Source organism: Alteraurantiacibacter buctensis, assembly GCF_009827655.1.
GTDB classification, from domain to species: Bacteria; Pseudomonadota; Alphaproteobacteria; order Sphingomonadales; family Sphingomonadaceae; genus Alteraurantiacibacter; species Alteraurantiacibacter buctensis.
This window is the reverse complement of sequence record NZ_WTYV01000002.1, coordinates 652321-674503: the sequence shown is the minus strand read 5'-3', so window position 1 is coordinate 674503 and position 22183 is coordinate 652321. Positions and strand designations below refer to the sequence as shown.

29 protein-coding genes and 1 tRNA gene are annotated in these 22183 nt (G+C 66.3%); 9 read left to right on the top strand and 21 right to left on the bottom strand.

Annotated elements, in window-relative coordinates; all coding sequences use genetic code 11:
• Nucleotides 1-40: 40 nt before the first annotated feature.
• A complete protein-coding gene (locus GRI99_RS07805; RefSeq protein WP_160771453.1) occupies nt 41-853 on the bottom strand; it encodes an LD-carboxypeptidase in 813 nt (270 codons plus the stop codon).
• 59 nt (nt 854-912) lie between these two features.
• Between GRI99_RS07805 and GRI99_RS07800 the strand changes: the two genes are divergently transcribed.
• Nucleotides 913-2337: a glutamate ligase domain-containing protein gene (locus GRI99_RS07800; protein ID WP_160771452.1), complete on the top strand. Its 1425-nt coding sequence runs from the start codon at nt 913-915 to the stop codon at nt 2335-2337.
• Nucleotides 2338-2418: 81 nt separating this feature from the next.
• Entirely contained in the window at nt 2419-2886 is a 468-nt protein-coding gene (locus GRI99_RS07795; RefSeq protein ID WP_160771451.1) for a hypothetical protein, read from the top strand.
• Here the strand turns inward: GRI99_RS07795 and GRI99_RS07790 are convergent.
• Nucleotides 2840-3781: a DUF808 domain-containing protein gene (locus tag GRI99_RS07790; RefSeq protein ID WP_160771450.1), complete on the bottom strand. Its 942-nt coding sequence runs from the start codon at nt 3779-3781 to the stop codon at nt 2840-2842. The two genes, GRI99_RS07795 and GRI99_RS07790, sit on opposite strands and share 47 nt — an antisense overlap.
• 72 nt (nt 3782-3853) lie before the next feature.
• On the bottom strand, nt 3854-4381 hold the full coding sequence (locus GRI99_RS07785; RefSeq protein ID WP_160771449.1) for a DUF3237 domain-containing protein: 528 nt from the start codon (nt 4379-4381) through the stop codon (nt 3854-3856).
• 179 nt (nt 4382-4560) lie between these two features.
• Between GRI99_RS07785 and rpsF the strand changes: the two genes are divergently transcribed.
• From rpsF to GRI99_RS07765, 4 genes are all read left to right on the top strand, one after another.
• The gene (gene rpsF / locus GRI99_RS07780) at nt 4561-4926 is read left to right on the top strand and encodes a 30S ribosomal protein S6 (RefSeq protein WP_160771448.1); all 366 of its coding nucleotides are present in this window, start codon (nt 4561-4563) and stop codon (nt 4924-4926) included.
• On the top strand, nt 4926-5150 hold the full coding sequence (gene rpsR, locus GRI99_RS07775; RefSeq protein WP_160771447.1) for a 30S ribosomal protein S18: 225 nt from the start codon (nt 4926-4928) through the stop codon (nt 5148-5150). Before rpsF ends, rpsR begins: the two co-directional genes overlap by 1 nt.
• A 13-nt stretch (nt 5151-5163) precedes the next feature.
• On the top strand, nt 5164-5757 hold the full coding sequence (rplI, locus tag GRI99_RS07770; RefSeq protein WP_160771446.1) for a 50S ribosomal protein L9: 594 nt from the start codon (nt 5164-5166) through the stop codon (nt 5755-5757).
• 116 nt (nt 5758-5873) lie between these two features.
• The gene (locus GRI99_RS07765) at nt 5874-7304 is read left to right on the top strand and encodes an AMP nucleosidase (RefSeq protein ID WP_160771445.1); all 1431 of its coding nucleotides are present in this window, start codon (nt 5874-5876) and stop codon (nt 7302-7304) included.
• Here the strand turns inward: GRI99_RS07765 and GRI99_RS07760 are convergent.
• From GRI99_RS07760 to GRI99_RS07690, 16 genes are all read right to left on the bottom strand, one after another.
• Nucleotides 7297-8049 carry an alpha/beta fold hydrolase gene (locus GRI99_RS07760; RefSeq protein ID WP_160771444.1) on the bottom strand — a complete coding sequence of 251 codons (753 nt, stop codon included), beginning with the start codon at nt 8047-8049 and terminating at the stop codon, nt 7297-7299. The two genes, GRI99_RS07765 and GRI99_RS07760, sit on opposite strands and share 8 nt — an antisense overlap.
• A gap of 13 nt (nt 8050-8062) precedes the next feature.
• Nucleotides 8063-9088 carry an aspartate-semialdehyde dehydrogenase gene (locus GRI99_RS07755; protein ID WP_160771443.1) on the bottom strand — a complete coding sequence of 342 codons (1026 nt, stop codon included), beginning with the start codon at nt 9086-9088 and terminating at the stop codon, nt 8063-8065.
• 110 nt (nt 9089-9198) lie between these two features.
• A complete protein-coding gene (gene rplS / locus GRI99_RS07750; RefSeq protein WP_160771442.1) occupies nt 9199-9564 on the bottom strand; it encodes a 50S ribosomal protein L19 in 366 nt (121 codons plus the stop codon).
• 9 nt (nt 9565-9573) lie between these two features.
• The gene (gene trmD / locus GRI99_RS07745; protein WP_160771441.1) at nt 9574-10305 is read right to left on the bottom strand and encodes a tRNA (guanosine(37)-N1)-methyltransferase TrmD; all 732 of its coding nucleotides are present in this window, start codon (nt 10303-10305) and stop codon (nt 9574-9576) included.
• A gap of 1 nt (nt 10306) precedes the next feature.
• Nucleotides 10307-10606: a hypothetical protein gene (locus tag GRI99_RS07740; protein ID WP_160771440.1), complete on the bottom strand. Its 300-nt coding sequence runs from the start codon at nt 10604-10606 to the stop codon at nt 10307-10309.
• Nucleotides 10607-10619: 13 nt separating this feature from the next.
• Nucleotides 10620-10898 (bottom strand): hypothetical protein, encoded by a 279-nt coding sequence (locus GRI99_RS07735; RefSeq protein ID WP_160771439.1) that lies wholly within the window; start codon nt 10896-10898, stop codon nt 10620-10622.
• A 59-nt stretch (nt 10899-10957) separates the two neighbouring features.
• On the bottom strand, nt 10958-11779 hold the full coding sequence (locus GRI99_RS07730) for a TIGR04222 domain-containing membrane protein (RefSeq protein WP_237438234.1): 822 nt from the start codon (nt 11777-11779) through the stop codon (nt 10958-10960).
• Nucleotides 11779-12264: a glycine-rich domain-containing protein gene (locus GRI99_RS07725; protein ID WP_237438188.1), complete on the bottom strand. Its 486-nt coding sequence runs from the start codon at nt 12262-12264 to the stop codon at nt 11779-11781. The genes GRI99_RS07730 and GRI99_RS07725 overlap by 1 nt, the downstream gene beginning before the upstream one ends.
• Nucleotides 12201-12650 carry a hypothetical protein gene (locus GRI99_RS18650; protein WP_237438187.1) on the bottom strand — a complete coding sequence of 150 codons (450 nt, stop codon included), beginning with the start codon at nt 12648-12650 and terminating at the stop codon, nt 12201-12203. The genes GRI99_RS07725 and GRI99_RS18650 overlap by 64 nt, the downstream gene beginning before the upstream one ends.
• 73 nt (nt 12651-12723) lie before the next feature.
• Nucleotides 12724-13212 carry an SRPBCC family protein gene (locus tag GRI99_RS07720; RefSeq protein WP_160771436.1) on the bottom strand — a complete coding sequence of 163 codons (489 nt, stop codon included), beginning with the start codon at nt 13210-13212 and terminating at the stop codon, nt 12724-12726.
• Nucleotides 13209-13547 (bottom strand): ArsR/SmtB family transcription factor, encoded by a 339-nt coding sequence (locus tag GRI99_RS07715; protein WP_160771435.1) that lies wholly within the window; start codon nt 13545-13547, stop codon nt 13209-13211. Before GRI99_RS07715 ends, GRI99_RS07720 begins: the two co-directional genes overlap by 4 nt.
• Before the next feature lie 38 nt (nt 13548-13585).
• On the bottom strand, nt 13586-14107 hold the full coding sequence (gene rimM, locus GRI99_RS07710; RefSeq protein ID WP_160771434.1) for a ribosome maturation factor RimM: 522 nt from the start codon (nt 14105-14107) through the stop codon (nt 13586-13588).
• Between the two features lie 5 nt (nt 14108-14112).
• Entirely contained in the window at nt 14113-14607 is a 495-nt protein-coding gene (rpsP, locus tag GRI99_RS07705) for a 30S ribosomal protein S16 (RefSeq protein ID WP_160771433.1), read from the bottom strand.
• 33 nt (nt 14608-14640) lie between these two features.
• A complete protein-coding gene (gene ffh / locus GRI99_RS07700) occupies nt 14641-16110 on the bottom strand; it encodes a signal recognition particle protein (RefSeq protein WP_160771432.1) in 1470 nt (489 codons plus the stop codon).
• Nucleotides 16111-16235: 125 nt separating this feature from the next.
• Nucleotides 16236-16311, bottom strand: a tRNA-Ala gene (locus GRI99_RS07695).
• Nucleotides 16312-16426: 115 nt separating this feature from the next.
• Nucleotides 16427-16753, bottom strand: a complete 327-nt coding sequence (locus GRI99_RS07690; RefSeq protein ID WP_160771431.1) for a TIGR02300 family protein — start codon at nt 16751-16753, stop codon at nt 16427-16429.
• A 227-nt stretch (nt 16754-16980) separates the two neighbouring features.
• Between GRI99_RS07690 and aroA the strand changes: the two genes are divergently transcribed.
• On the top strand, nt 16981-18324 hold the full coding sequence (gene aroA / locus GRI99_RS07685; protein ID WP_337192887.1) for a 3-phosphoshikimate 1-carboxyvinyltransferase: 1344 nt from the start codon (nt 16981-16983) through the stop codon (nt 18322-18324).
• Nucleotides 18325-18328: 4 nt separating this feature from the next.
• Here the strand turns inward: aroA and GRI99_RS07680 are convergent, their stop codons facing one another.
• Nucleotides 18329-18649 (bottom strand): SMR family transporter, encoded by a 321-nt coding sequence (locus GRI99_RS07680; RefSeq protein ID WP_160771429.1) that lies wholly within the window; start codon nt 18647-18649, stop codon nt 18329-18331.
• Nucleotides 18650-18796: 147 nt separating this feature from the next.
• Here GRI99_RS07680 and GRI99_RS07675 point away from each other — a divergent pair, with 147 nt between their 5' ends.
• A complete protein-coding gene (locus GRI99_RS07675; RefSeq protein WP_160771428.1) occupies nt 18797-19420 on the top strand; it encodes a (d)CMP kinase in 624 nt (207 codons plus the stop codon).
• Here GRI99_RS07675 and GRI99_RS07670 read toward each other — a convergent pair.
• A complete protein-coding gene (locus GRI99_RS07670) occupies nt 19398-19892 on the bottom strand; it encodes an Mpo1 family 2-hydroxy fatty acid dioxygenase (RefSeq protein WP_160771427.1) in 495 nt (164 codons plus the stop codon). The genes GRI99_RS07675 and GRI99_RS07670 overlap by 23 nt on opposite strands.
• Before the next feature lie 510 nt (nt 19893-20402).
• Between GRI99_RS07670 and rpsA the strand changes: the two genes are divergently transcribed.
• Nucleotides 20403-22109 (top strand): 30S ribosomal protein S1, encoded by a 1707-nt coding sequence (rpsA, locus tag GRI99_RS07665; protein ID WP_160771426.1) that lies wholly within the window; start codon nt 20403-20405, stop codon nt 22107-22109.
• Nucleotides 22110-22183: the final 74 nt, after the last annotated feature.

Here is a 22183-nt window from a genome sequence, read left to right as displayed (position 1 = left end):
TCTCCTCTGTTGGCGGCAGCGCCTATGACTGCGGGCGCGATCAGGCAAGGCCGAATGGGACAATCCTGTTGGCAGCATCGTGGCCGATGTCCGCACGGCCCAGCCAGGCAATGCCGCTGCGCTGGCACCAGTAACGGGCAATATCCTCCTCGGTCGCACCGAAGGGCCGGTCATTCTCAGGCACGGCGGACACGCGGCCGAGGCGCAGGCCGGCCACACCTTGCAGGTGCTGGGTCACATGGAACATCAGCCGGTCCACCGCATAGAGATGCTCGGCCACCTCCTCCACCAGCACCACGTGGCCGGCCACGTCGGGCATCAGGTCGGTGCCCACCAGCATGGCCAGCGTCATCAGGTTGAAGGCCACGGCGGGGCGATGGTCCAGCCCGCCCTCCAATCCTTGCGGGTTACCAATGAACCAGTCGAGCACCCGGCGCACGGCATCCTCGCCGCCTTCGCGCCGGATATCGCCCGCCAGCGGCCCGTGGACGGGCTTGCCGATGCCGTTGCGGTAAAGCGCCCCCAGCAGGGTGCCGCAGTCCGAATAGCCGAGGTAGGTCTTGTCCATGGCCGCTTCGCCCAGCCCGGCGATGGCCGCATGGGCGATGCGGTTGGAGCCATAGCCGCCCATGCCGAACCAGACGCCATCCACCGCCGGGTCGTTCGCTACCTCCAGAAAGGCGGCCAGCCGCGCCTCGTCCGGCCCGGCAAAGTGGCCCTGCTCAAGGAAGCACTGCGGGTGGAACGCCAGTTCCACCTGCGGATATTCGGCAGCCGCCAGGGCCAGCACGGCCTCCGCGCGATCACGCAGCAGCGGTTTTCCGGGACACACGAGGGCGATTTTCAGCGTCATGGCAAAACATTCCTACCCACCCGCTTTTCAAAGTGCCACCGGGATAATAGGCAGGGTTAATGGACGCCCTGACACCTGCCGAGCTTGTTTCCCGCCCCCTGTTCTTCTGCGGCATCGGCGGATCGGGCATGTTGCCCCTAGCCGTGATCGCCAGCGGCGTGGGCGCCGAAGTGTCGGGATCGGACCGCAGCTGGGACCAGGGCCGCACGCCCGAAAAGTTCGACTGGCTGCGCCGCCAGGGCATTCGCATCTTCCGGCAGGACGGCAGCGGCATCACCTCGCCGCAGCAGGTGCTGGTCGCCAGCGCGGCGATCGAGGACACCGTGCCCGAGGTGATCCGCGCCAAGGCCCTGGGGTGCGACCGGGTGACGCGGGCCGAACTGCTCAGCGCCCTGTTCAACACCGCACCCCGCTCCATCGCCGTGGGCGGCACAAGCGGCAAGAGCACGGTGACCGGCATGATCGGCTGGATCATCGAAAAGGACGGCCGCAATCCCACGATCATGAACGGTGCGGTGATGAAGAACTTCGCCAGCGTCGCCAACCCCTTCGCCAGCGCCGTGGTGGGCCGCGGCCGCACATTCGTGGCCGAGGTGGACGAGAGCGACGGCTCGATCGATCTCTACAATCCTTCGGTGGCGGTCCTGCTCAACGTCAGCCTGGATCACAAGAGCATCGAGGAACTGCGTCGGCTGTTCGGGGACTTCGTGGCGCGTGCGGGCATCGCGGCAATCAACCTGGATGACGAGGATTCGCGCTTCCTGGGCGAGCGGGCGGCAAAGCGGATCACTTTCGCCATCAACAGCCAGGATGCCGACATCGGCGTGGAGACCGATTCGATCCGCGAAGGCCCCACCAGCATCAGCGCCCTGCTGCTCGACCGCCGCGACCACACGGTCCACCCGCTGCGCCTGCCCGTTCCCGGGCGGCACAACCTGGCCAATGCCCTGGCGGCGATTGCCGGAGCCGTTGCCGCCGGGGTCACCATGCATGATGCGGTCCTGGCCCTGGCCGAATTCAAGGGCCTGGCGCGGCGGTTCGACATCGTCGGCACGTCGAGTGACGGGATCGTGGTGATCGACGATTTCGGCCACAATCCTGAGAAATGCCGCGCCACCCTGCGCACGCTGAAAAGCCAGCCGGGCCGGGTGATCGCCTTCTTCCAGCCGCACGGCTATGGCCCCTTGCGCCAGATGGGGCACGAACTGGCGAAGACCTTCGCCGAGGAACTCGGCCCGGATGACATCACCATCATGTGCGATCCGGTCTATTTCGGCGGCACGGTGGACCGCAGCGAGGGCACCGAACGGATCATCGGCCTGATCGAGGCGGCTGGCGGCAGGGCCGAATACATCCCGGATCGCGAGGCCTGTGGTGACCGTATCGTCGAACTGGCGCAGCCGGGGGACCGGGTCGTCATAATGGGGGCGCGCGACGATACCCTCAGCGAATTCGCCCGCGGCGTGCTGGACCGGCTGGCATAGCTAAACCTGCGTTAACGACACCTCTTGGCGCGGGGTTCAGCACCGCTGTCGTCTAAGGCCCATACGCAAAGGGGGCCGCCAATGATGGTCAAGAACTACCGCCCGGCCAGCGCGGGCATGTTGCCGGCGCTGCCCGGCACTTACCTCGTCACCGCCTATTTCGACGATGGGCAGGTGGAACTGGTGAAGTGCAACGTGATCGGCTGGTCGGTCAGCACCGAGCGCACCGTGGTGCCGCTGGTGATGGACCCGCGAGTGGCCGACGAAGAGCCGTGGCACGTCATTCATCCCGATGGCCGGGTGGAATGCAGCGACGGGCGCGGCTGGGCCGATCTCGACGCATGGATTGTGGAGGAGCGCCGCCGCCGGCGCGAGAGCCTGGAGGCGCATCCGCTGAACGCGCTGGTGCCTGAACCGGAGAAAGTCGCCCCCACGAAGACAGCGGAAGTCTATCGCCCGCCAGTGCCGCAGGGGATGCCCGATCCGCCCGCGCCCGAACCCGTCAGTGGGCGCCCACCTTCAGCACCTTATGCAACACCAGTGCTATAATCGTCCCCAGGATCACGCCGGCCACGGCTGACAGGCCGGCATTGGTCAGCCAGCCGAGCACCCCCGCCAGCGAGCCGGTGGCGTGTTCCACCGCGTGCTGCGCATCGTGCACCAGGTGCGCGGGACCGGCGAGGCCCAGTTCCTCCGTTCCGTGGAGCACGATCTGCCCCCCAACCCACAGCATCGCGGCGGTACCAATGCCGGACAGCGCCGCGAGCAGGACCGGCATCGCTTTCAGCAGGCCCACGCCAAGCTTGCGGCCAGCGCCGGTGCGCCCCTTCTCGGTCAGGTGCAGGCCGATATCGTCCATCTTCACGATCAGCGCCACCGCACCATAGACCAGGATGGTGATGACCACGCCCACCAGCGCCAGGATCATCGCGCGCGTCAGCAACGGCTCTGTCGCCACCTCGTTAAGGGCGATGGCCATGATTTCCGCCGAAAGGATGAAATCGGTCCGCACCGCGCCCGAAATCCGCTCCTTCTCGAAGGTGGCAATATCCTCGATGGGGTCTTCCAGCGTCTCGCCGTGTTTCTCGCCGCCCAGCTTTTCCATCAGCTTTTCCGCGCCTTCATAGCACAGAAACAGGCCGCCCACGATCAGCAGCGGGGTGATCGCCCAAGGGGCGAACTGGCTGAGCAGCAGGGCCGCGGGCAGCAGGATCAGCAGCTTGTTGCGCAAGCTGCCCTTGGTAATCTGCCAGATGATCGGCAGTTCGCGGTCCGGCGTGAATTCGGTGACGTAGCTGGGCGTCACCGCCGCATCGTCGATCACCACCCCGGCCGACTTGGTGCCCGCACGCATTGCGGCCACGCCGACATCGTCCACCGATGCCGCAGCGGCCTTGGCGATTACCGATATGTCGTCAAGCAGGGCAACCAGGCCACTGGGCATGCGCGGTCCTTCACGTCAGAGAGTTGATCCTTCCCTGCCTTGCCCGCACTCGCTGGCCCCTGCAAGATGCGATCAGTTGGAGCGGTAAATGGTGATCACCACGTGCGGTTCCTGCACGGAAGGATCAAACCCCAGCGTGCCGATATGGCCGCCTTGCGACAGACCCTCGTAACGGCCGCGTGGGGCCTCGAACACGGGGCTGGTACGCACCGGCGGCGGGGCCGCGCCGTCGGTACCGGGGCGGCACAGCGCGCCGGTATTCACCACGTTGATTATCACGCCATCATCGGTGCGCAGGAAATAGTCGGCAATAATCTGGGTGCAACCGTCACTGCGATCAAGCTGCCAGTCCCACCCCATCGGCAGGATCTCGCCCCGCATGTCCGGGCCTTCAAAGGTGCCGCCGATGATGGGAATGATCCGGCGCTGGCCCAGCGCCGTCACGCCAGCGTCTATCGCCGGGCCCAGCTTCACCACGCTGCGATAGAGCAGTTCCAGCCCCGGTTCGGTGGCGGGCGGGCGCGGCGCGTCCTGTGCGGCGACCGGCGCGGACATTGTGGTGGCAGCCAGCACGGCGGCGACAAACAGGCGTTTCAGCATTATCATTCCTCTCCCTTAGCGAATCCTGCCTAGCCGCGCTTGCATTCGGGGGCAATTCGTCTATGTGCCGCGACTTCCGGGGGGCCGACGGGCCCTTCGGAAACCTAAGAAAGCCGGAGGGGCGCCGCGATCCGCGCGGACAAGCCAGCGATCGGCATGAACATGAAAGGAAGCGTGACATGGCTCTTTACGAGCACGTGTTTCTCGCGCGTCAGGATTTGAGCCAGGCTCAGGTCGATGCGCTGGCTGCCGCTGCCACGGAAATCGTGGAAAGCTTTGGCGGCAAGGTCACCAAGACCGAGACCTGGGGCCTGAAGTCCCTCGCCTACAAGATCGACCGCAACCGCAAGGCGCACTACGTGCTGCTGAACATCGACGGTCCCGGCCAGCTCGTTGCCGAGCTGGAGCGCCAGAACCGCATCAACGAGGACATCATCCGCTGGCTGACCATCGCGGTCGACGAGTTGGAGGAAGGCCCCTCGGCCATGATGCGCAAGAACGACCGCGACCGTAAGCGCCGCGAAACCCGTGAGGAGCGCATCTGATGGCCCGCCCGTTTTTCCGCCGCCGCAAGTCCTGCCCGTTCGCGGCCAAGGACGCGCCGAAGATCGATTACAAGGACACGCGCCTGCTGCAGGGCTTCATGTCCGAGCGGGGCAAGATCGTCCCCAGCCGCATCACTGCGGTGTCCGCCAAGAAGCAGCGTGAGCTGGCCCGCGCCATCAAGCGTGCGCGCCACCTGGGCCTGCTGCCCTACATCGTGAAGTGAGGGGAGACTGACCATGGATATCATTCTCCTTGAACGCATCGAGAACCTGGGCACCATCGGTGACGTGGTTTCGGTGAAGGACGGCTATGCCCGCAACTTCCTGCTGCCGCAGAAGAAGGCCCTGCGTGCCAACGAAGCCAACCGCGCCGTTTTCGAAGCCAACCGTGACCGGCTGGAAAAGGAAAACGCCGACAAGCGCGCCGCTGCCGAAAAGCAGGGCGAGAGCGTTGCCGGGGCCGAGATCGTCCTGATCCGCGCCTCGTCGAACTCCGGCCAGCTCTATGGTTCGGTCAACGTGCGTGACGTGGCCGATGCCCTGGTGGCCCAGGGCCACAAGGTCGACAAGCGCCAGGTCATCATGGGCGCGCCCATCAAGACGCTGGGCGTGTTCGATGTGACCGTGGCCCTGCACCCCGAGGTGCTGGTGCTGGTGAAGGCCAACGTTGCCCGTTCGGACGACGAAGCCGAACTGCAGCGCCAGGGCGTCGACGTGATCGGTTCGCACATGGCCGACGATCGCGCCGAAGCCGACGGCTTCACCGAAGAACTGGACCCCAACCGCGAACTGGGCGACCTGCCCCCCGCGGACGAGGACGCCGAGGCCTGAGCCTCGCCTTCCTGCGGGAAACCAAGAACAGGGCGCCTTCCCCGCGGGGACGGCGCCCTTTTCATTTGTAACCGGATGCCCTTGGCAAGCGCGCCGCTTTGGCGCTATCCGTGGCCATGGATTCCCGCACTATCATCGACCAGCTTGCCGGACTTTACGAAGCTTCCGTGGCGCGCCTGCGCGCCGATATCGCCGCCTTCGCAAAAGATGGCACTCCGCCCCCGCCGCAACGCCGGCATGACGGCAGCTATGCCTATCCCGAACTGCGCGTGTCCTATCCCGGCGGCGGGGTGCGCGGTGAAGGCCAGCGCGCCTTCGGCCGCCTCAATGTCACCGGCGACTATTCCACCACCGTCACCCGGCCGGACCTGTTCGGCGATTACCTGGCCGAACAGCTTGACCTGATCCTGGCCGATTACCCGGTGCAAGTCACCGTGCGCCCATCGACCCAGGAAATCCCCTTCCCCTATGTGCTCGATGGCTCGCACGGAGCGGACATGGCCGGGATCCGTCCAACGGACCTAGCCCGCCACTTCCCAACCACCGAGCTGGCGCTGATCGGGGACGAGATTGCCGACTGCATCGACGTGCCCGGGCTGGAACGGCCGCTGTCGCTGTTCGATGGCCTGCGCACCGATTTCAGCCTCGCGCGCCTGTCGCACTACACCGGCACCCGGCCCGACGATTTCCAGGACTTCGTGCTGCTGACCAACTATCATCGTTACATCGACGAATTCGTCGACTGGGCGGGCGCACAGGTTGGCCGGGGCACCTATACCGCGTTGACCGGGGCGGGCGGGCTGGACCTGCGCGAGACCACCGCCAATGCCCGCGCCTACCTGAACGAGACCACGTGGAAGCGGCACCAGATGCCGGCCTACCACCTCCACGCACCGGGCCGGGCTGGCATAACGCTGGTCAACATCGGCGTGGGCCCCAGCAATGCCAAGACCATTACCGATCACTTGGCCGTCCTCCGGCCGCACGCCTGGCTGATGATCGGTCACTGCGGCGGACTGCGACCCAGCCAGCAGATCGGCGATTTCGTCCTGGCCCACGCCTACCTGCGCGACGATCACGTGCTCGACAGCGTGCTGCCGCCGGAAATCCCACTGCCTGCCATCGCCGAGGTGCAGCAGGCGCTCTATGCCGCCGCCGAGGAAGTCAGCGGCGCGCAGGGGTCGGACCTGAAGCAGCGGATGCGCACCGGCACCGTGGTGACGACCGACGATCGCAACTGGGAACTGCGCTACACCCAGTCCGCCCGCCGCCTCAGTCTCAGCCGGGCAGTCGCCATCGAGATGGAATCGGCCACTGTCGCGGCCCAGGGCTATCGCTTCCGCGTCCCCTACGGCACCCTGCTGTGCGTGTCCGACAAGCCGCTGCATGGCGAGATCAAGCTGCCGGGGCAGGCCAACCTGTTCTACGAGCAGGCGATTGCCGGCCACCTGCAGATCGGCATCCGCAGTTGCGAACTGCTGCGGGCAGAAGGCGCCCGCCTGCACAGCCGCAAGCTGCGCGCCTTCAACGAGCCGCCTTTCAGGTAAGGAAATCGACCAGCGCGGCACCCAGTTCCGGCTTGGTGACGCTGTCCATGTGGCCGCCGGGCACCAGTTGCAGCCGGGCATTGGGCAGCGCTTCCGCCAGCGCGTGGGGTGATCCGTTATCGCGGTCCTGCTCCCCGCACAGCACCAGCGTGGGCATGGTTACGCGAGCCAGGTCTGCCCGGTCGATTTCGAACCGCGATTGCAGCAGCAGCCGCGCCGCCGTGCGGTCGATCTTCATGGTCTTCATGAAGGCGACCACGAAGCTGGCCGGATCGCCCGGGCCGATCTCGTCGAACCGGTCCAGGGCATCGAGGAAGAAGACCATCCGGTCATCCCAGTTATCCAGGCTTTCCAGCCCCATGCCCGCCAGCACCAGCCGGCGCGGGGTCAGCCCCTCCACCACCGCGCCCAGCGCTGTGCGTGCGCCCAGCGAGAAGCCGACAAGGTCGTAGTCATCCAGCCCCAGCGCCTCCACCAGCGCCAGTGCATCGTGCACCAGCACGCCATCGGGCCATTTGGCGGGATCATGCGGCGCTGCGGACCCGGCATGGCCGCGCTGGTCGGGCATGATCGCGCGAAAGCCTGCCGCCGCCAGCCGTTCGGCATGGCCGAACTTGATCCAGTTCATCCGCGCACTGGAATAGAGGCCGTGGAGCAGCAGCACCGGCCGCCCCGCCCCGCACTGGTGCACGGCGAGGCGGGTGCCGTCGAAGCTTTCCAGGTGGCTGGTGTGGATCTCAGTCACCCGACGGTCCTTCTCAGCCCTTCTTCAGGTGGCGGCGGCCGAGCAGTTCGGCAATCTGCACGGCGTTGAGGGCCGCGCCCTTGCGCAGGTTATCGGAAACGCACCACAGCACCAGGCCGTTGTCTACCGTCGGATCCTCGCGCACGCGGGACACGAAGGTGGCATAGTCACCTGCGCACTCGATGGGGGTGACGTATCCACCGTCCTCGCGCTTGTCGACCAGCATGATGCCCGGCGCCTCGCGCAGGATGTCCTGCGCTTCCTTGGCCGAAATCTCGTTCTCGAACTCGATGCTGATCGATTCCGAGTGGCCGACAAACACCGGCACGCGCACGCAGGTGGCCTGCACCTTCACCTTGGGGTCGAGGATCTTCTTGGTCTCCACGACCATCTTCCACTCTTCCTTGGTGAAGCCGTCATCCAGGAACACGTCGATGTGCGGGATCACGTTGAAGGCGATCTGCTTGGTGAACTTCTTCGCCACCACCGGATCGTTGACGAAGATCGCCCGGGTCTGCTCGAACAGCTCGTCCATGCCCGCCTTGCCCGCGCCGGAGACCGACTGGTAAGTGGACACCACCACGCGGGTGATCTTGGCCGCATCGTGCAGCGGCTTCAGCGCCACCACCATCTGCGCGGTGGAGCAGTTGGGATTGGCGATGATGTTGCGCGTGGTGTAGCCGTCGATCGCGTCCGGGTTCACTTCGGGCACGATCAGCGGCACGTCCGGGTCCATGCGGTAGAGGCTGGAATTGTCGATCACCACGCAGCCGGCCGCAGCCGCACGCGGGGCGTGGATCTTGGTCGGGCCGCTGCCCGCCGCAAACAGGGCGATGTCCCAGCCGGTGAAATCGAAGTTGTCGAGGTTCTGGCACTTCAGCATCTTGCCGGTGTCGCCGAATTCCACCTCGCTGCCCTGGCTGCGGCTGCTGGCCACGGCGGCGATCTCGTCGATCGGGAACTCGCGCTCCGCCAGGATCGCCATCATCTCGCGCCCGACATTGCCCGTCGCGCCGACTACGGCCACACGATAACCCATTAGAACCTCCTGAATTTCAACCCGGTGTGCATGACAAAAGGGGCGCTCCCGACCAACCTGTCAGGGCGCCCCTTTCGCGAATACGAAACTGATTTGCGAGAAGACGGCCCTTACTGGCCGGTAATCTCCCGGCGCTCGGCGATGCGAGCCCGTTTGCCGGTGCGGCCGCGCAGATAGTACAGCTTGGCGCGACGCACCACGCCGCGGCGGACCACGGTGATGCTGTCGATGTTCGGGCTGTACAGCGGAAAGACGCGTTCCACGCCTTCGCCGAAGCTCATCTTGCGGACAGTGAAATTGCTGTTGATGGAGCGGTTGGACCGCGCGATCACCACGCCCTCATAGTTCTGGACGCGGGTGCGGTTGCCTTCAACCACCTTCACGCCCACGCGCACGGTGTCACCCGCACGAAACTCGGGGATATCCTTGGCAGCGCGAGCGATTTCCTCGGCTTCCAGTTCCTGAATCAGACCCATTACTGGTTCCTACTTTTTGCGCCGCGCGTCAGAGGCAGGCTGGTCCCGAACGCCACCGTGGCGTTCCCAAAGGTCCGGCCTGCGTAACCGAGTGTGATCTTCGGACTGTGACTTGCGCCACGCCGCGATCTTCGCATGATCCCCCGATCGCAGCACTTCGGGGATCGTGCGCCCTTCCCATTCAACGGGCCGGGTATAGTGCGGATATTCCAGGAGGCCGCTTTCGAAGCTCTCCTCGATACCGCTGGAAGGCGCGCCCATTACGCCGGGAAGCAGGCGAATGCAAGCGTCCAGAATCGCCAGTGCGGCAGGCTCTCCGCCTGACAGCACAATATCGGCCAGCGCCACCTCTTCCACCTGACGGCCCTCGAAGATCCGCTCGTCAAACCCTTCGAACCGGCCGCACAGGATGGTGATGCCGGGGCCGGCTGCCAGTTCGCGGATGCGCCCTTGCGTGATGGGCTTGCCGCGCGGCGTCATGGCCAGCACGGGCGCATCGGGATTGATCGTGCGCGCATGGTCTATGGCGGCTGCCAGCACGTCCACCTTCAGCACCATGCCGGCACCGCCGCCGGCGGGCGTATCATCCACCGTGCGATGCTTGTCCGTGGCGAAGTCGCGGATCTGCACCGCATCGAGCTGCCAGGCCCCTTCCGCCAGCGCCCGCCCCGCCAGCGACACGCCGAGGGGGCCGGGAAACATCTCCGGGTAAAGCGTTAGGACAGTAGCGCGGAAGGTCATCTCAATCGAAGGTCCGGGGGTCGGCGGGCCCCGCCTGCTTGCGGGTGATGATCAGTGCAATGGGAAAGGCGACGGCCGCCATCACCAGGGTGCCCACCAGCACCGCGACCAGCGACACAAGCGGCGCGCCGTCACCAATCAGCGCCACATAGGCGGGGAGCGTCATCAACACGGCAAGGGTGATGGCACCAATGCCCGCGCGCCGATTGGCCGAGCGGGCGGGAAACAGGCGGTTGGCGATGAAGCCGAACAGCAGCGCCAGCAGGGCCACCACGCCCAGCGCCAGGAAGATCGCGATCAAGCCCATCCTTCGCCTATACCTTCCGCCTGCCCAGGCTGTGCCCGAAGAAGGCCAGCCCAAAGCCCATCAACCAGGCGATCAGCCCGAACACCAGCAGGGCCGGCAGGGCCAGCGGGGTATCGCCCATGCTGTGGGCGGCCAGATACCAGGAATAGGCCAGGAATGCCGCCAGCAGCGCCAGGGCGGCCACCAGCGCGGCCGCAAAACCGGACATCTGCGGGCGTAGGCGGGCGAGCAGGAAACCGCACGCCATCGGCGCCAGGAAGGCAAGCAGCAGCAGGATCAGCGTCATGGCCATACGCCTCCCCCTAGCCGATCAGGCGGCAAAGGGAAGCGCGCGCAGGGGTTCAGCTACCGCAACCGCCGCAGCCGCCGCCCGCAACCACTGCCGCCATCGCCCCCACTGTCGCCGCTGCCACCGCTGTCGCTGCCGCCAGATGTGGCGCGCATGCGATGGAAATCACCCAGCGCACTGGTGGCCAGCACCCCGGTGCCGAACAGCGCCACGGCCATCGCCGCTTCCCCGTGTGCCGGGGCCAGCTTCAGCCGGTCGGCCCGCTCCACCGCGTTCAGCAGGGCATCCTTGCCAGCGCGGGTCTGGCGCGACGCGCCAAGCCAGCGCACCAGGATCGTGCCCGCCGTCGCCACCATGAAGAACACCAGGAAGCCGATCGGATGTCCGCGCGACGATCCGACCACGGCCTTCGCCAGCCCCAGCAGCAGCAGCCCGAACAGCGGCAGGCAGGCGAACAGCGCGGCGCGCATGGCCTCGCCATCCTCCTGCAGCAGCCCGCGCCGCACCAGCCGCTTCTCGATCTCGCCAGCGGCGGCATCGGTCACCTTGCGGAAGGGCGACCAGGCAATCGGGGCAGGAAGGGCAAGGATCGCGCTCTCGGTGGCGCTTTCCCCGCGCGCGCCGGGCTGCGGGACCAGCTTGCCCTTTTCCACCTTGAGCGCACCCCGTTCCAGCAGGCGCGAGGCGATCACCTCGCCCAGCCGCTCGCGCCCGCGGCCAAGAACCGCGGCTTCTTCCGGATCGGCCAAAGTTCCCGGCCGGCCATCGGCCAGGGTCGCCCGGGCAATGGCCATGCTGGCAACGAGGCACGCGATATAAAGCAGCACATAAAGCGTGAGGAACGGCCCCGCCGTCCAGTCGAGCACACCCAGCCCCATCACACAGCCCTCCCCAGAGCGAACCCGGCCGCGAGCAAGGCCAGCGCGGCCAGCGCCAGCACCGCCCAGCCCTTGCGCGTGCGCCACAGCAATACCGCATCGGGCATGACGCGAAAAGCCTGCGGATGACGACCAAAACGCTCGGTGGCAGAAGGCCAGATGTCTGCCGGGACGGAGCCGAAGGCCGCTTCATAGCTTTTCAGGGTGCGGGCATATTGCTCGTAATAGCGCGCCTGTTCCGCCGCGCCGCCCGCCGTGGGGCCGTGATGCAGCGGCTTGCCCAGCACTTGCGGGCAGAACACATCCCAGTAATCGCGGCTGTAGGTCAGGTGCAGGTGCCAGGCCTGGTCCACCTGGTCGCTGGGGGTCACCTCATGCCCGGCGGTCATGGCCAGGTAGCAAAAGCGGCGGTACTCGCCAATCACCCGCTCGGCATAGGCCAGATCCCAGCGGTTTTCGCGCGCCAGTCGCTGGGCGAATGACAAGGCCGCATCGGGCGGGCCGATGGGGTGCGCAGCGATGCGCTGCCAAAGGGGATCGTCGGGCAGCAAGCGAAAGTGTCGCCGATCGGCGGCGGACGCTCGGCCAGACGGCTCATCACCACGGCACCGGGAACCGCGACCACCGCACCGATGCCAAAGACCAGCGCCAGCGAGGCGGCGCTGATCCAGGCCGATTCCGTATCGCGGAGGGCGAAACCCAGGAACATCAGCGCGCCGACCGCCCCCGTAAAAGCGCAGGACCACAGCGAACGGCGCGCGCGGGAGGCGGACCGCAGGCTAATCGCCAACCATGCCGCCACCCCGGCTGACGCCAGGTTGATCATGACCAGCCCGAATACTGCGAACAGGATGATATCGATGCCCGGCACGCGCCCCTCCCTTGCGGTAGCCAGCCTAGGGTGCCGGACGGCATGCCTCAATCCCCGGCAGCCGGCTCTATCTCTATTGCGCCAGCCATTCCTCCAGCTTGTCGAAGCTGCCGCCCCAGCCGCCGGTCATGCTGGCCATCATCTCGGCAAACTTGGCGAGGCCCGCCTCGTCATATTCGATCGGGGTCCATTTCAGCGTCAGGAAGGTGCCGCCATCGCGCGGTTCCAGGTCCACCTCGGTCAGCAAGGTAACGGGCCAGGTGTCGAAGAATGGCGGCGGGCACTTTTCGCCTTCCGGCGTGCAGAAGCTCTGTTCCCACACCACGCTGTCGGGCTTCAGTTCGCGCCACAGGCACAGGCTGTACATGTCCGGCCCTTCCGGCGAGGATGTGCGGGAAATGGTGGACTGCCCCTCCGCCTGCTCGCCGCTGAGGATCTCCACCGATGACCCCTGGGGGCCGGACCAGGCCGCCATCTGCACCGGATCGGCCCAGGCCTGATAGACCCGCTGGGGCGAGGCCGCGAACTGGCGGGCGATCATGAACACGGGCACATCCGTCATGGCTGATCCTTTGTCTCGTCTAAAAATGCGGCCAGCGCGTCCAGCCGGTCGGGCCAGTATCGCGCCATCTCGTCAAGGAAAGTGCGTGCCGCAGACAGGCCCCCGGCGCGCAGGCGGCGGGGGCGCAACTGGCCGCGCGGTGCAGTCTCGATCAGGCCCGCCTCCTCCAGCAGGCGCAGGTGGCGCGATACCGCGGGCTGGCTGATCGGCAGGCGGCCGGCAATATCGGTCACGCTCGCCTCTCCGGCGGAAAGCTGGCGCAGGATCGCGCGGCGCGTGGGATCGGCCAGCGCGGCAAACGCGAGATCGAGCGGAAGGTCTGGCGACTCGTCCATAGCCGCCAATTTATATAACAATTATGCTATAGGAAACGCTATTCGTCTTCGAGGTAGAAATCGCTGACGGTCAGCGTAGCCTCATCCCAGCGGGGCACAGCCTCAACCCGCATCGGCACCATGAAACGCTTGCCGCGCCTGCCATCCACGCCGGGCCGCTCGATTTCCAGCACGTCACCCGCTCCGAAGTTGTCGATGGCGATCACTGTGCCCAGCGGCTCACCCGCCTCGGTAATGGCGGAAAGGCCCAGCAGGTCGGCATGATAATACTCGCCCTCGCCCAAAGGCGGCAGCGCGTCACGGGGAACGGTGAGAAGTGTGCCGCGCAGCTTCTCCGCCGCGTTGCGGTCGGGAACTTCGGCAAAGCGGGCGATGGCCCCGCCCTTGTTGTCGTCGCGCAGGGCCTTCACCGTCAGCGCGCCAGAAGCGCCAGACCCACTGAAACTCTTGTGCGCCTTCAGCGAGGCAATGCCCTCGCCGAACAGCTTCAGGCGAACCTCGCCCGTCACCCCGTGCGCGCCGGTGATGGCAGCCAGGGTGATGGGCGAGTCCTTGGGCAAACGGATTACTCCGCGGCCTTTTCTTCTTCAGCGGCCGGAGCTTCCTCGGCTGCCGGGGCTTCCTCGGCGGCGGGCTCTTCAGCCGGAGCGGCAGCGGCTTCAGCAGCGGCGACGGCAGCAGCGGCGGCCTCTTCCTCAGCCTGCTTCTTGGCTTCCTCGGCCTCGGCCAGCTTGGCGGCCTTTTCTTCCAGACGCTGCTTGGCGTTGGCGCCCAGTTCGCCCTTCTTGGGGTTGTTCTTGGCCGCACGCTCGCGGATGCCGGCGGCGTCCAGGAAGCGGGCCACGCGGTCGGTCGGCTGGCCACCGACGCCCAGCCAGTAGCGAGCGCGGTCCTCGTTCACCTTCACGCGGTTCTCGTCATCCTTGGCCAGCATCGGGTTATAGGTGCCGATCTGCTCCAGGTACTTGCCGTCACGCGGGGCGCGGCTGTCGGCCACCACGATGCGGTAGTACGGGCGCTTCTTGGAGCCGCCACGGGCGAGACGAAGAGAAATTGCCATGGGATAGTACCTTTCTGATCTAAATTCTTGGAATTACTTCTTGTTCAGGAAATTCTGCAGGTCCGCCGGAAGCTGGGCAGAGCCGCCCGAGCCAAGGCCGGGCAGGCCACCGGCCCCACCGCCGCCCAGGCCGCCAAGACCACCCAGCCCCCCGCCGCCGAGCAGCGAGCCGAGGCCCTTCATGCCGCCCAGCTTCTTCAACTGCTTCATTGCCCGGCCCATTTCCTGGTGCATCTTGAGGATCTTGTTGACTTCCTGCACCGTGGTCCCGGAGCCGTTGGCGACGCGGATCTTGCGTTTGGCGTTGAGAAGTTCGGGCCTGGCGCGCTCCTTGGGGGTCATCGATCCGATGATCGCATCCATCCGCAGCAGCACCTTGTCGTCCATGCCGCTCTGCGCCATCGCCGCCTTGGCTTTCTTCATGCCTGGCATCATGCCCGCCAGCATGCCCAGCCCGCCCATCTTCTGCATCTGCGAGAGCTGCATCCTCAGGTCGTTCAGGTCGAACTTGCCCTGCATCATGCGCTGGGCGGCCTTCTCGGCCTCCTCGGCGTCGATCACCTCGGCGGCGCGTTCCACCAGGCTGACGACATCGCCCATGCCCAGGATGCGATCGGCCACGCGGGAGGGATGAAACCGCTCGATCGCGTCGAGCTTTTCGCCGGTGCCGGCAAACTTGATCGGCTTGCCGGTCACGGCGCGCATCGACAGCGCCGCACCGCCGCGTGCATCGCCGTCCATGCGGGTGAGGACCACGCCGGTCAGCGGCACTTCGCTGGTGAAGCTCTGCGCCACGTTGACCGCGTCCTGGCCGGTCAGCGCATCGACCACCAGCAGCACTTCTGCCGGGGTGGCAACCTGCGCCACGGCCTTCATCTCGGCCATCAGCGCTTCGTCGACGTGCAGCCGGCCGGCGGTGTCGAGCAGCAGCACGTCGAAGTTTTGCAGCTTCGCCGCTTCCAGCGCGCGGCGGGCGATGTCCACTGGCTGCTGGCCGGCGATGATCGGCAGCGTGGCGACGCCGGTCTGCTCGCCCAGCACCTTCAACTGCTCCTGCGCCGCCGGACGGTTGACGTCGAGCGAGGCGAGCAGCGTCTTCTTGCCGTGCTTGTCCTTCAGCAGCTTGCCGATCTTGGCGGTGCTGGTGGTCTTGCCCGAGCCCTGCAGGCCAACCATCATGATCACCGCCGGCGGGCGCACGTCCAGGTTGAGGGGAATGCCCTCACCCGTGGCATCCTCGCCGCCCAGCATGGCCACCAGCTCGTCGCTGACGATCTTGACCACCTGCTGGCCGGGCTTGACCGATTTCAGGACCGAGGCACCAACGGCCTTTTCGGTGACGCGGGCGATGAAGTCGCGCGCCACCGGCAGCGCCACGTCGGCTTCCAGCAGGGCCACGCGCACTTCGCGCATGGCCTCGCGCACATCAGCCTCGCTCAGCGCGCCACGGCCGCGCAGGCGGTCGAAGACGGAGCCGAGATTGTCGGACAGCGTATCGAACATGGGCCTAAGTCACTCCAGCCGGCGCAGGTAAAGCGCCAAACGCGAAAAACGCCGGCGGATGAAACTCATCGGCCAGCGGGCATCTCAGTCATCGCCCCTTGCGGGGCCATGTATGGTAGGATGAATGGTGGAGCCTAGCGGGATCGAACCGCTGACCTCTACAATGCCATTGTAGCGCTCTCCCAGCTGAGCTAAGGCCCCGTTCCATTCATGTTCCGCACCAACCTGGGAGGTTTGTTGCGGCCCCCCTTGCGGGGAGAGCGGCCATCTATTGCCGAACTCCCGGATGCGCAAGGGGGTTTTTCAGCAAATTTTTTCAGGTGTCGTCGCTGTCGTCGTCGTCACCGCCGGTGGTCACGCCCAGATCGTCGTCACCGCCAAGGTCCACGTCGTTGTCCGGCGAATCGCCGTCCTCGTCGATGTCTTCCAGATCGGGATCGGCCAGGTCGCTGTCAGCGTTCTCCAGCTCTTCCTTCTTCTGGATCTCTTCGAACGGGATCGGCTGCTTGGACTTGAGCACCGGCTCAGGCGTCCACTGGTTGCCGCACTCGATGCATACGACTGGGTCATCCTTGCCCAGATCGTAGAAACGTTCACCGCACTTGGGGCAGCTGCGCTTGGCACCCCATTCAGGCTTGGCCATGGTCACTTCCTTATGTCGCCCGGCAATCGACAGGGATGGCGGGCGCGTAAAACCGATCAAAAAATAGCAGGCGCGCCCCTTTCCCGATTCGCCACGGCAAATCAAGCCCTGTTGGCACCTGCCAGCCGGAGCGCATGTGGGGACCGCCTTGCCATAGGGCAATGGCACTGGCAAGGACGCGGCCCGTTGCCGCCTCCATGCCGCCCCTTGCCCCGATAGGTCCCACCGTGTCCGCATCCGCCGATAGCCAGCCCGTTGCCAAGCGTTTCGCACCCCAGGGTCCGCTGTCCGGCAGCATCCGTGTGCCGGGTGACAAGTCGATCAGCCACCGCTCGATCATGCTGGGCGCCCTGGCCGTGGGCGAAACCCGCGTGACCGGCCTGCTGGAGGGCGAGGACGTCCTCGCCACCGCCCAGGCCATGCGCCAGATGGGCGCGACGGTAGAGCGCCAGCCGGACGGCGAATGGGTGATCCAGGGTGTTGGCGTGGGAGGGCTGCTGCAACCGGAGGCTCCGCTCGACATGGGCAATTCGGGCACCTCCACCCGCCTGCTGATGGGCCTGGTTGCCAGCCATGCGATCGAGGCGACGTTTATGGGCGATGCCAGCCTTTCCAAGCGGCCGATGGGCCGGGTGATCGACCCGCTCAGTCAGGTCGGTGCAGAGTTTACCGCCAGCGAGGGGGGCCGCCTGCCCCTGACAGTGCGCGGCATCTGCCCTGCCGTGCCGATCAGCTATCGCCTCCCCGTCGCCAGCGCGCAGGTGAAAAGCGCCGTCCTGCTGGCGGGCCTCAACACCGCCGGCACCACCACGGTGATCGAGCCGGTGCCCACCCGCGACCATTCCGAACGGATGCTGAAAGGCTTCGGCGCGGACCTGACCGTGACCGAGCGCGACGGAGAACGGATCATAACCCTCAACGGCCCGGCGGAGCTGAAGCCGCAGGTGATCGAGGTGCCGGGCGACCCTTCCTCCGCCGCCTTCTTCGTTGTCGCGGCGCTGATCGTGCCGGGTAGCGACGTGCTGATCGCGAACGTGGGCCTTAACCCCACGCGCGCCGGCCTGTTCGAGGTGCTGCACAAGATGGGCGGGCGGATCACCTTCCTGAACCTGCGCGAAGTAGGCGGCGAGCCGGTGGCCGACATGCGGGTGCAGCATTCGCAACTGCACGGCATCGCCGTCAGCCCCTCGGTCGCGCCGAGCATGATCGACGAATTCCCCGTGCTGTTCGTGGCCGCTGCCCTGGCGGAAGGCACCACCACCACCAGCGGCCTCGACGAACTGCGGGTGAAGGAAAGCGACCGCCTGACCGCCATGGCCGAAGCCCTGACGCTGGCCGGCGCGCGGGTGGAGGAGCAAGAGGACGGGCTGACCATCCACGGCAGCGGCGGCGCTCCCCTGCCCGGCACGGCGCAAGGCGCGGCGGTTACCACCCACCTCGACCATCGCATCGCCATGGCGATGGCCGTAGCTGGTCTTGCCAGCGCGGACGGCGTGGAAGTGGATGACGTGCGCCCCATCGCCACCAGCTTCCCCAACTTCATGCCGCTGCTGGAATCCCTGCGCGCCTGACGGTTCAGGCGGGAGTCGAAACCTTCATCAGCACCAGCCCGCTGACGATCAGCCCTGCGGCCAGCAGGCGCATCGGGGTGGCCGCCTCGCCCAGCACCACGATGCCCACCACGAAAGCGCCCACCGCGCCGATCCCGGTCCAGATCGTGTAGGCCGTGCCCAGCGGCAGGCTGCGCATGGCCAGGGCCAGCAGGCCGAAGCTGAAGATCATCGCCACGATGGTAATGACGGCAGGCCCCGGCTTCGAGAAGCCGTCCGACAGCTTCATGAAATAGGCCCAGACAACTTCCAGCACACCCGCAACAACAAGATATACCCAAGCCACGACAGGTCTCCTTCAACGGGAAAGATTGCTGCCGGGCCGTCCCGGTCTTGATTGCCAGATGGCACGCCGGACGTGGCCGCCGCTCCCGCCAGATAGGACACGCATCGCCGGTTCTCAACCGCTCACGGGCCCGCTAAGGCGTCGTGCATGATCATCGCAGTCGACGGACCCACCGCATCGGGCAAGGGCACCATTGCCAAGGCGCTGGCGGCGCATTTCCACCTGCCGCACATGGACACCGGCCTGCTCTATCGCGCGGTCGGCTTCCAGGTGGCCGCCTATGGCTGCGATCCTGACAGCGAGGCTGACGCCCTGCTGGCCTGCAATTTCCCCGAGGAACTGCTCGGCCACCCGGACTTGCGCAACGAGGTGACCGGCGGCCTTGCCAGCCGCGTCTCGGTCCACCCCCGCGTACGCCGCGCGTTGCTTGACCGGCAGCGCAGGTTTGCCGAGCAGCCCGGCGGCGCGGTGCTGGACGGGCGCGATATCGGCACCGTCATCGCGCCCGATGCCGATGTGAAGCTGTTCGTGACTGCCAGCGTGGCCGCGCGGGCCGATCGCCGCTGGCAGGAAATGCTGGCGCGCGGCATCGATGCCTCGCTGCCCGAGATCGAGGCCGACCTGCGCCAGCGGGACGAGCGCGACCGCACCCGCACTGAGGCCCCGTTGGTAGCAGCAGCGGATGCGCTGGTGCTCGACACCTCTGACCTGGACCGCGACCAGGCGGTGGCGGCGGCGATTGCCCTTGTCAGTGAGGCGCTGGCCCGCTGATCGCCGCCTGCACCTCGCGTCGCAGTCCCAGCATGAAGGCCAGTTCCGCCACCACGAACAGCGGGCCCACCAGCAGGCTTTTCAGGTCGTCCACGAAAGCGGGCTTGCGACCCTCGAACCAGTGGCCGACGAACTGGATGATCCAGCCTACCACGAACAGGCCCAGCCCCCAGCCCAGCCAGGCGCTGGTGGCCATCTGCGCCAGCAACAAGCCGATCATGCAGCACCCGACCAGCAGCAACGCCATCACCAGGCCGAAGCGAAGGTCCAGCCGTAGGTAGAACAGCCCCGCTGCAAAGCTCAGCAGCATGGCCGGGGTCAGCGTGCCCCCTCCAAGGTCGAGCACGGGGCGCGAGAGCAGCACCACCACGGCGAGGAATATCATCGGGATGCCCACCAGGTGCGTCGCCACGTTGCGCCGGTCGCGGTGGTAGGCGGCATAGCTGGCCAGGGCGGTTTGCAGCGCGGTCATGGGGCCAAGTCCACTCCCTGCCCGCCGGCTTGTCAAGCGCCGGGCATTTTGCGCTTTCCTACAGTATTGCCGACAGGGCAGCACTCTTCCGCATGGACCGCTCCGCCCCGACCGCCTGCCCGCAGCTTTCGACCCGTTCGCAAACCGGGCGGGTTTTCAACCTCAGGACACTGTTCCATGTGTTCCAGGTTAGTTGGATCTGGGTGCGGCCGCAGGGCGAAACACCTTGCCTTTCCGGCACCTTTCGCCTAGGCGCGCCCCGTCTGACGGACCTGGATGGTCCGGCATGGCAGAAAGCCGGCATGTCCGTTCTCCTGACCGGGGGCGCAACGACGCCCGAGTGCCTGCTTTCCCGCCTGCCGCCCACCCCTGCCCTGAAGGCGCCTCCACGGCAATCCGGCCGTGCGGGCAAATTCGGCCTCTTGGCCCGCCCAGGCAATGGTGCTGACGGCGGAGAAAGACCCCGGGACACAACCCGGCGGCCGGAAACAGTAAAGACAGGAACCAGTTATGGCCTCTACTGCCAACCCCACCCGCGACGATTTCGCCGCTCTCCTTGACCAGCAACTCGGCGGCGCCGACGGCGGCTTCGAAGGCCGCGTGGTCAAGGGTACCGTTACCGCCATTGAAAACGGCTTCGCCATGATCGACGTGGGCCTGAAGAGCGAGGGCCGCATTGCCCTGCGCGAGTTCTCGCGTGGCGAGGACGAGCATGGCCTGGTCGTCGGCTCGGAAGTCGAAGTGTTCGTTGATCGCGTCGAGAACGCCGACGGCGAAGCCATGCTCAGCCGTGACCGCGCCCGCCGCGAAGCCGCGTGGGACAAGCTGGAAAGCGAGTTCGGCGAAGGCAAGCGCGTGGAAGGCCGCATCTTCGGCCGCGTGAAGGGCGGCTTCACCGTGGACCTCGACGGTGCCGTGGCCTTCCTGCCCGGCTCGCAGGTTGATATCCGCCCGGTGCGTGATGTGCAGCCGCTGATGGACGTGCCGCAGCCGTTCCAGATCCTGAAGATGGATCGCCGCCGCGGCAACATCGTGGTTTCGCGCCGCGCCGTGCTGGAAGAGACCCGCGCCGAACAGCGCAGCGAGCTGATCGACGGCCTGACCGAAGGCATGATCACTGATGGCGTTGTGAAGAACATCACCGATTACGGCGCCTTCGTTGACCTGGGCGGCATCGACGGCCTGCTGCATGTCACTGACATGAGCTACAAGCGCGTCAACCACCCGTCGGAAGTGATCGAGATCGGCCAGACCGTGAAGGTCCAGATCATCCGCATCAACGCCGATACCCAGCGCATCAGCCTGGGCATGAAGCAGCTGGAAAGCGATCCGTGGGATGGCGTGGCCGCCAAGTACCCGGTGGGTGCCAAGATCAAGGGCGTGGTCACCAACATCACCGAATACGGCGCCTTCGTGGAGCTGGAAGCGGGCATCGAGGGCCTGGTCCACGTGTCCGAGATGAGCTGGACCAAGAAGAACGTCCACCCCGGCAAGATCGTCAGCACCTCGCAGGAAGTCGAAGTGCTGGTGCTGGAAGTCGATTCCGACAAGCGCCGCATCAGCCTCGGCCTCAAGCAGGCCCAGCGCAATCCGTGGGAAGAGTTCGCCGAGAAGCACCCGGTTGGCTCTACCGTGGAAGGCGAAGTCAAGAACGCCACCGAGTTTGGCCTGTTCATCGGCCTGCCGGGCGACGTGGACGGCATGGTCCACATGTCCGACATCGCCTGGGGCATCTCGGGTGAGGACGCGCTGGCCCTGCACCGCAAGGGTGAAGAGGTTAAGGCCATCGTGCTCGACGTCGATGTCGACAAGGAGCGTATCTCGCTGGGCATGAAGCAGCTCGAAAAGGGCGCGCCGACTGCCGAGGGCGCTTCGTCGGCCGGTGGCCTGAAGCGCAACGAGGTGGTCACCGTGACCGTGCTGGAAGTGCGCGACGGTGGCCTGGAAGTGCAGGTCGGCGACGATGGCGCCACCGGCTTCATCAAGCGCAGCGACCTGGGCCGCGACCGCGACGAACAGCGTCCGGACCGCTTCCAGGTGGGTGCCAAGGTTGACGCCATGGTCATCGGCTTCGATCGTTCGAAGAAGCCGAACTTCTCGATCAAGGCTCGCCAGATCGCCGAGGAGAAGGAAGCCGTGGCACAGTTCGGCTCGTCCGACTCGGGCGCCTCCCTGGGCGACATCCTGGGCGCCGCGCTGAAGGCCAAGCAGGACTAAGCTCCTCGCTTCATCGCGAAAGCCAAAGTGAAAGGCCCGCCCGCTCACCAGAGCAGGCGGGCCTTTCCTACATG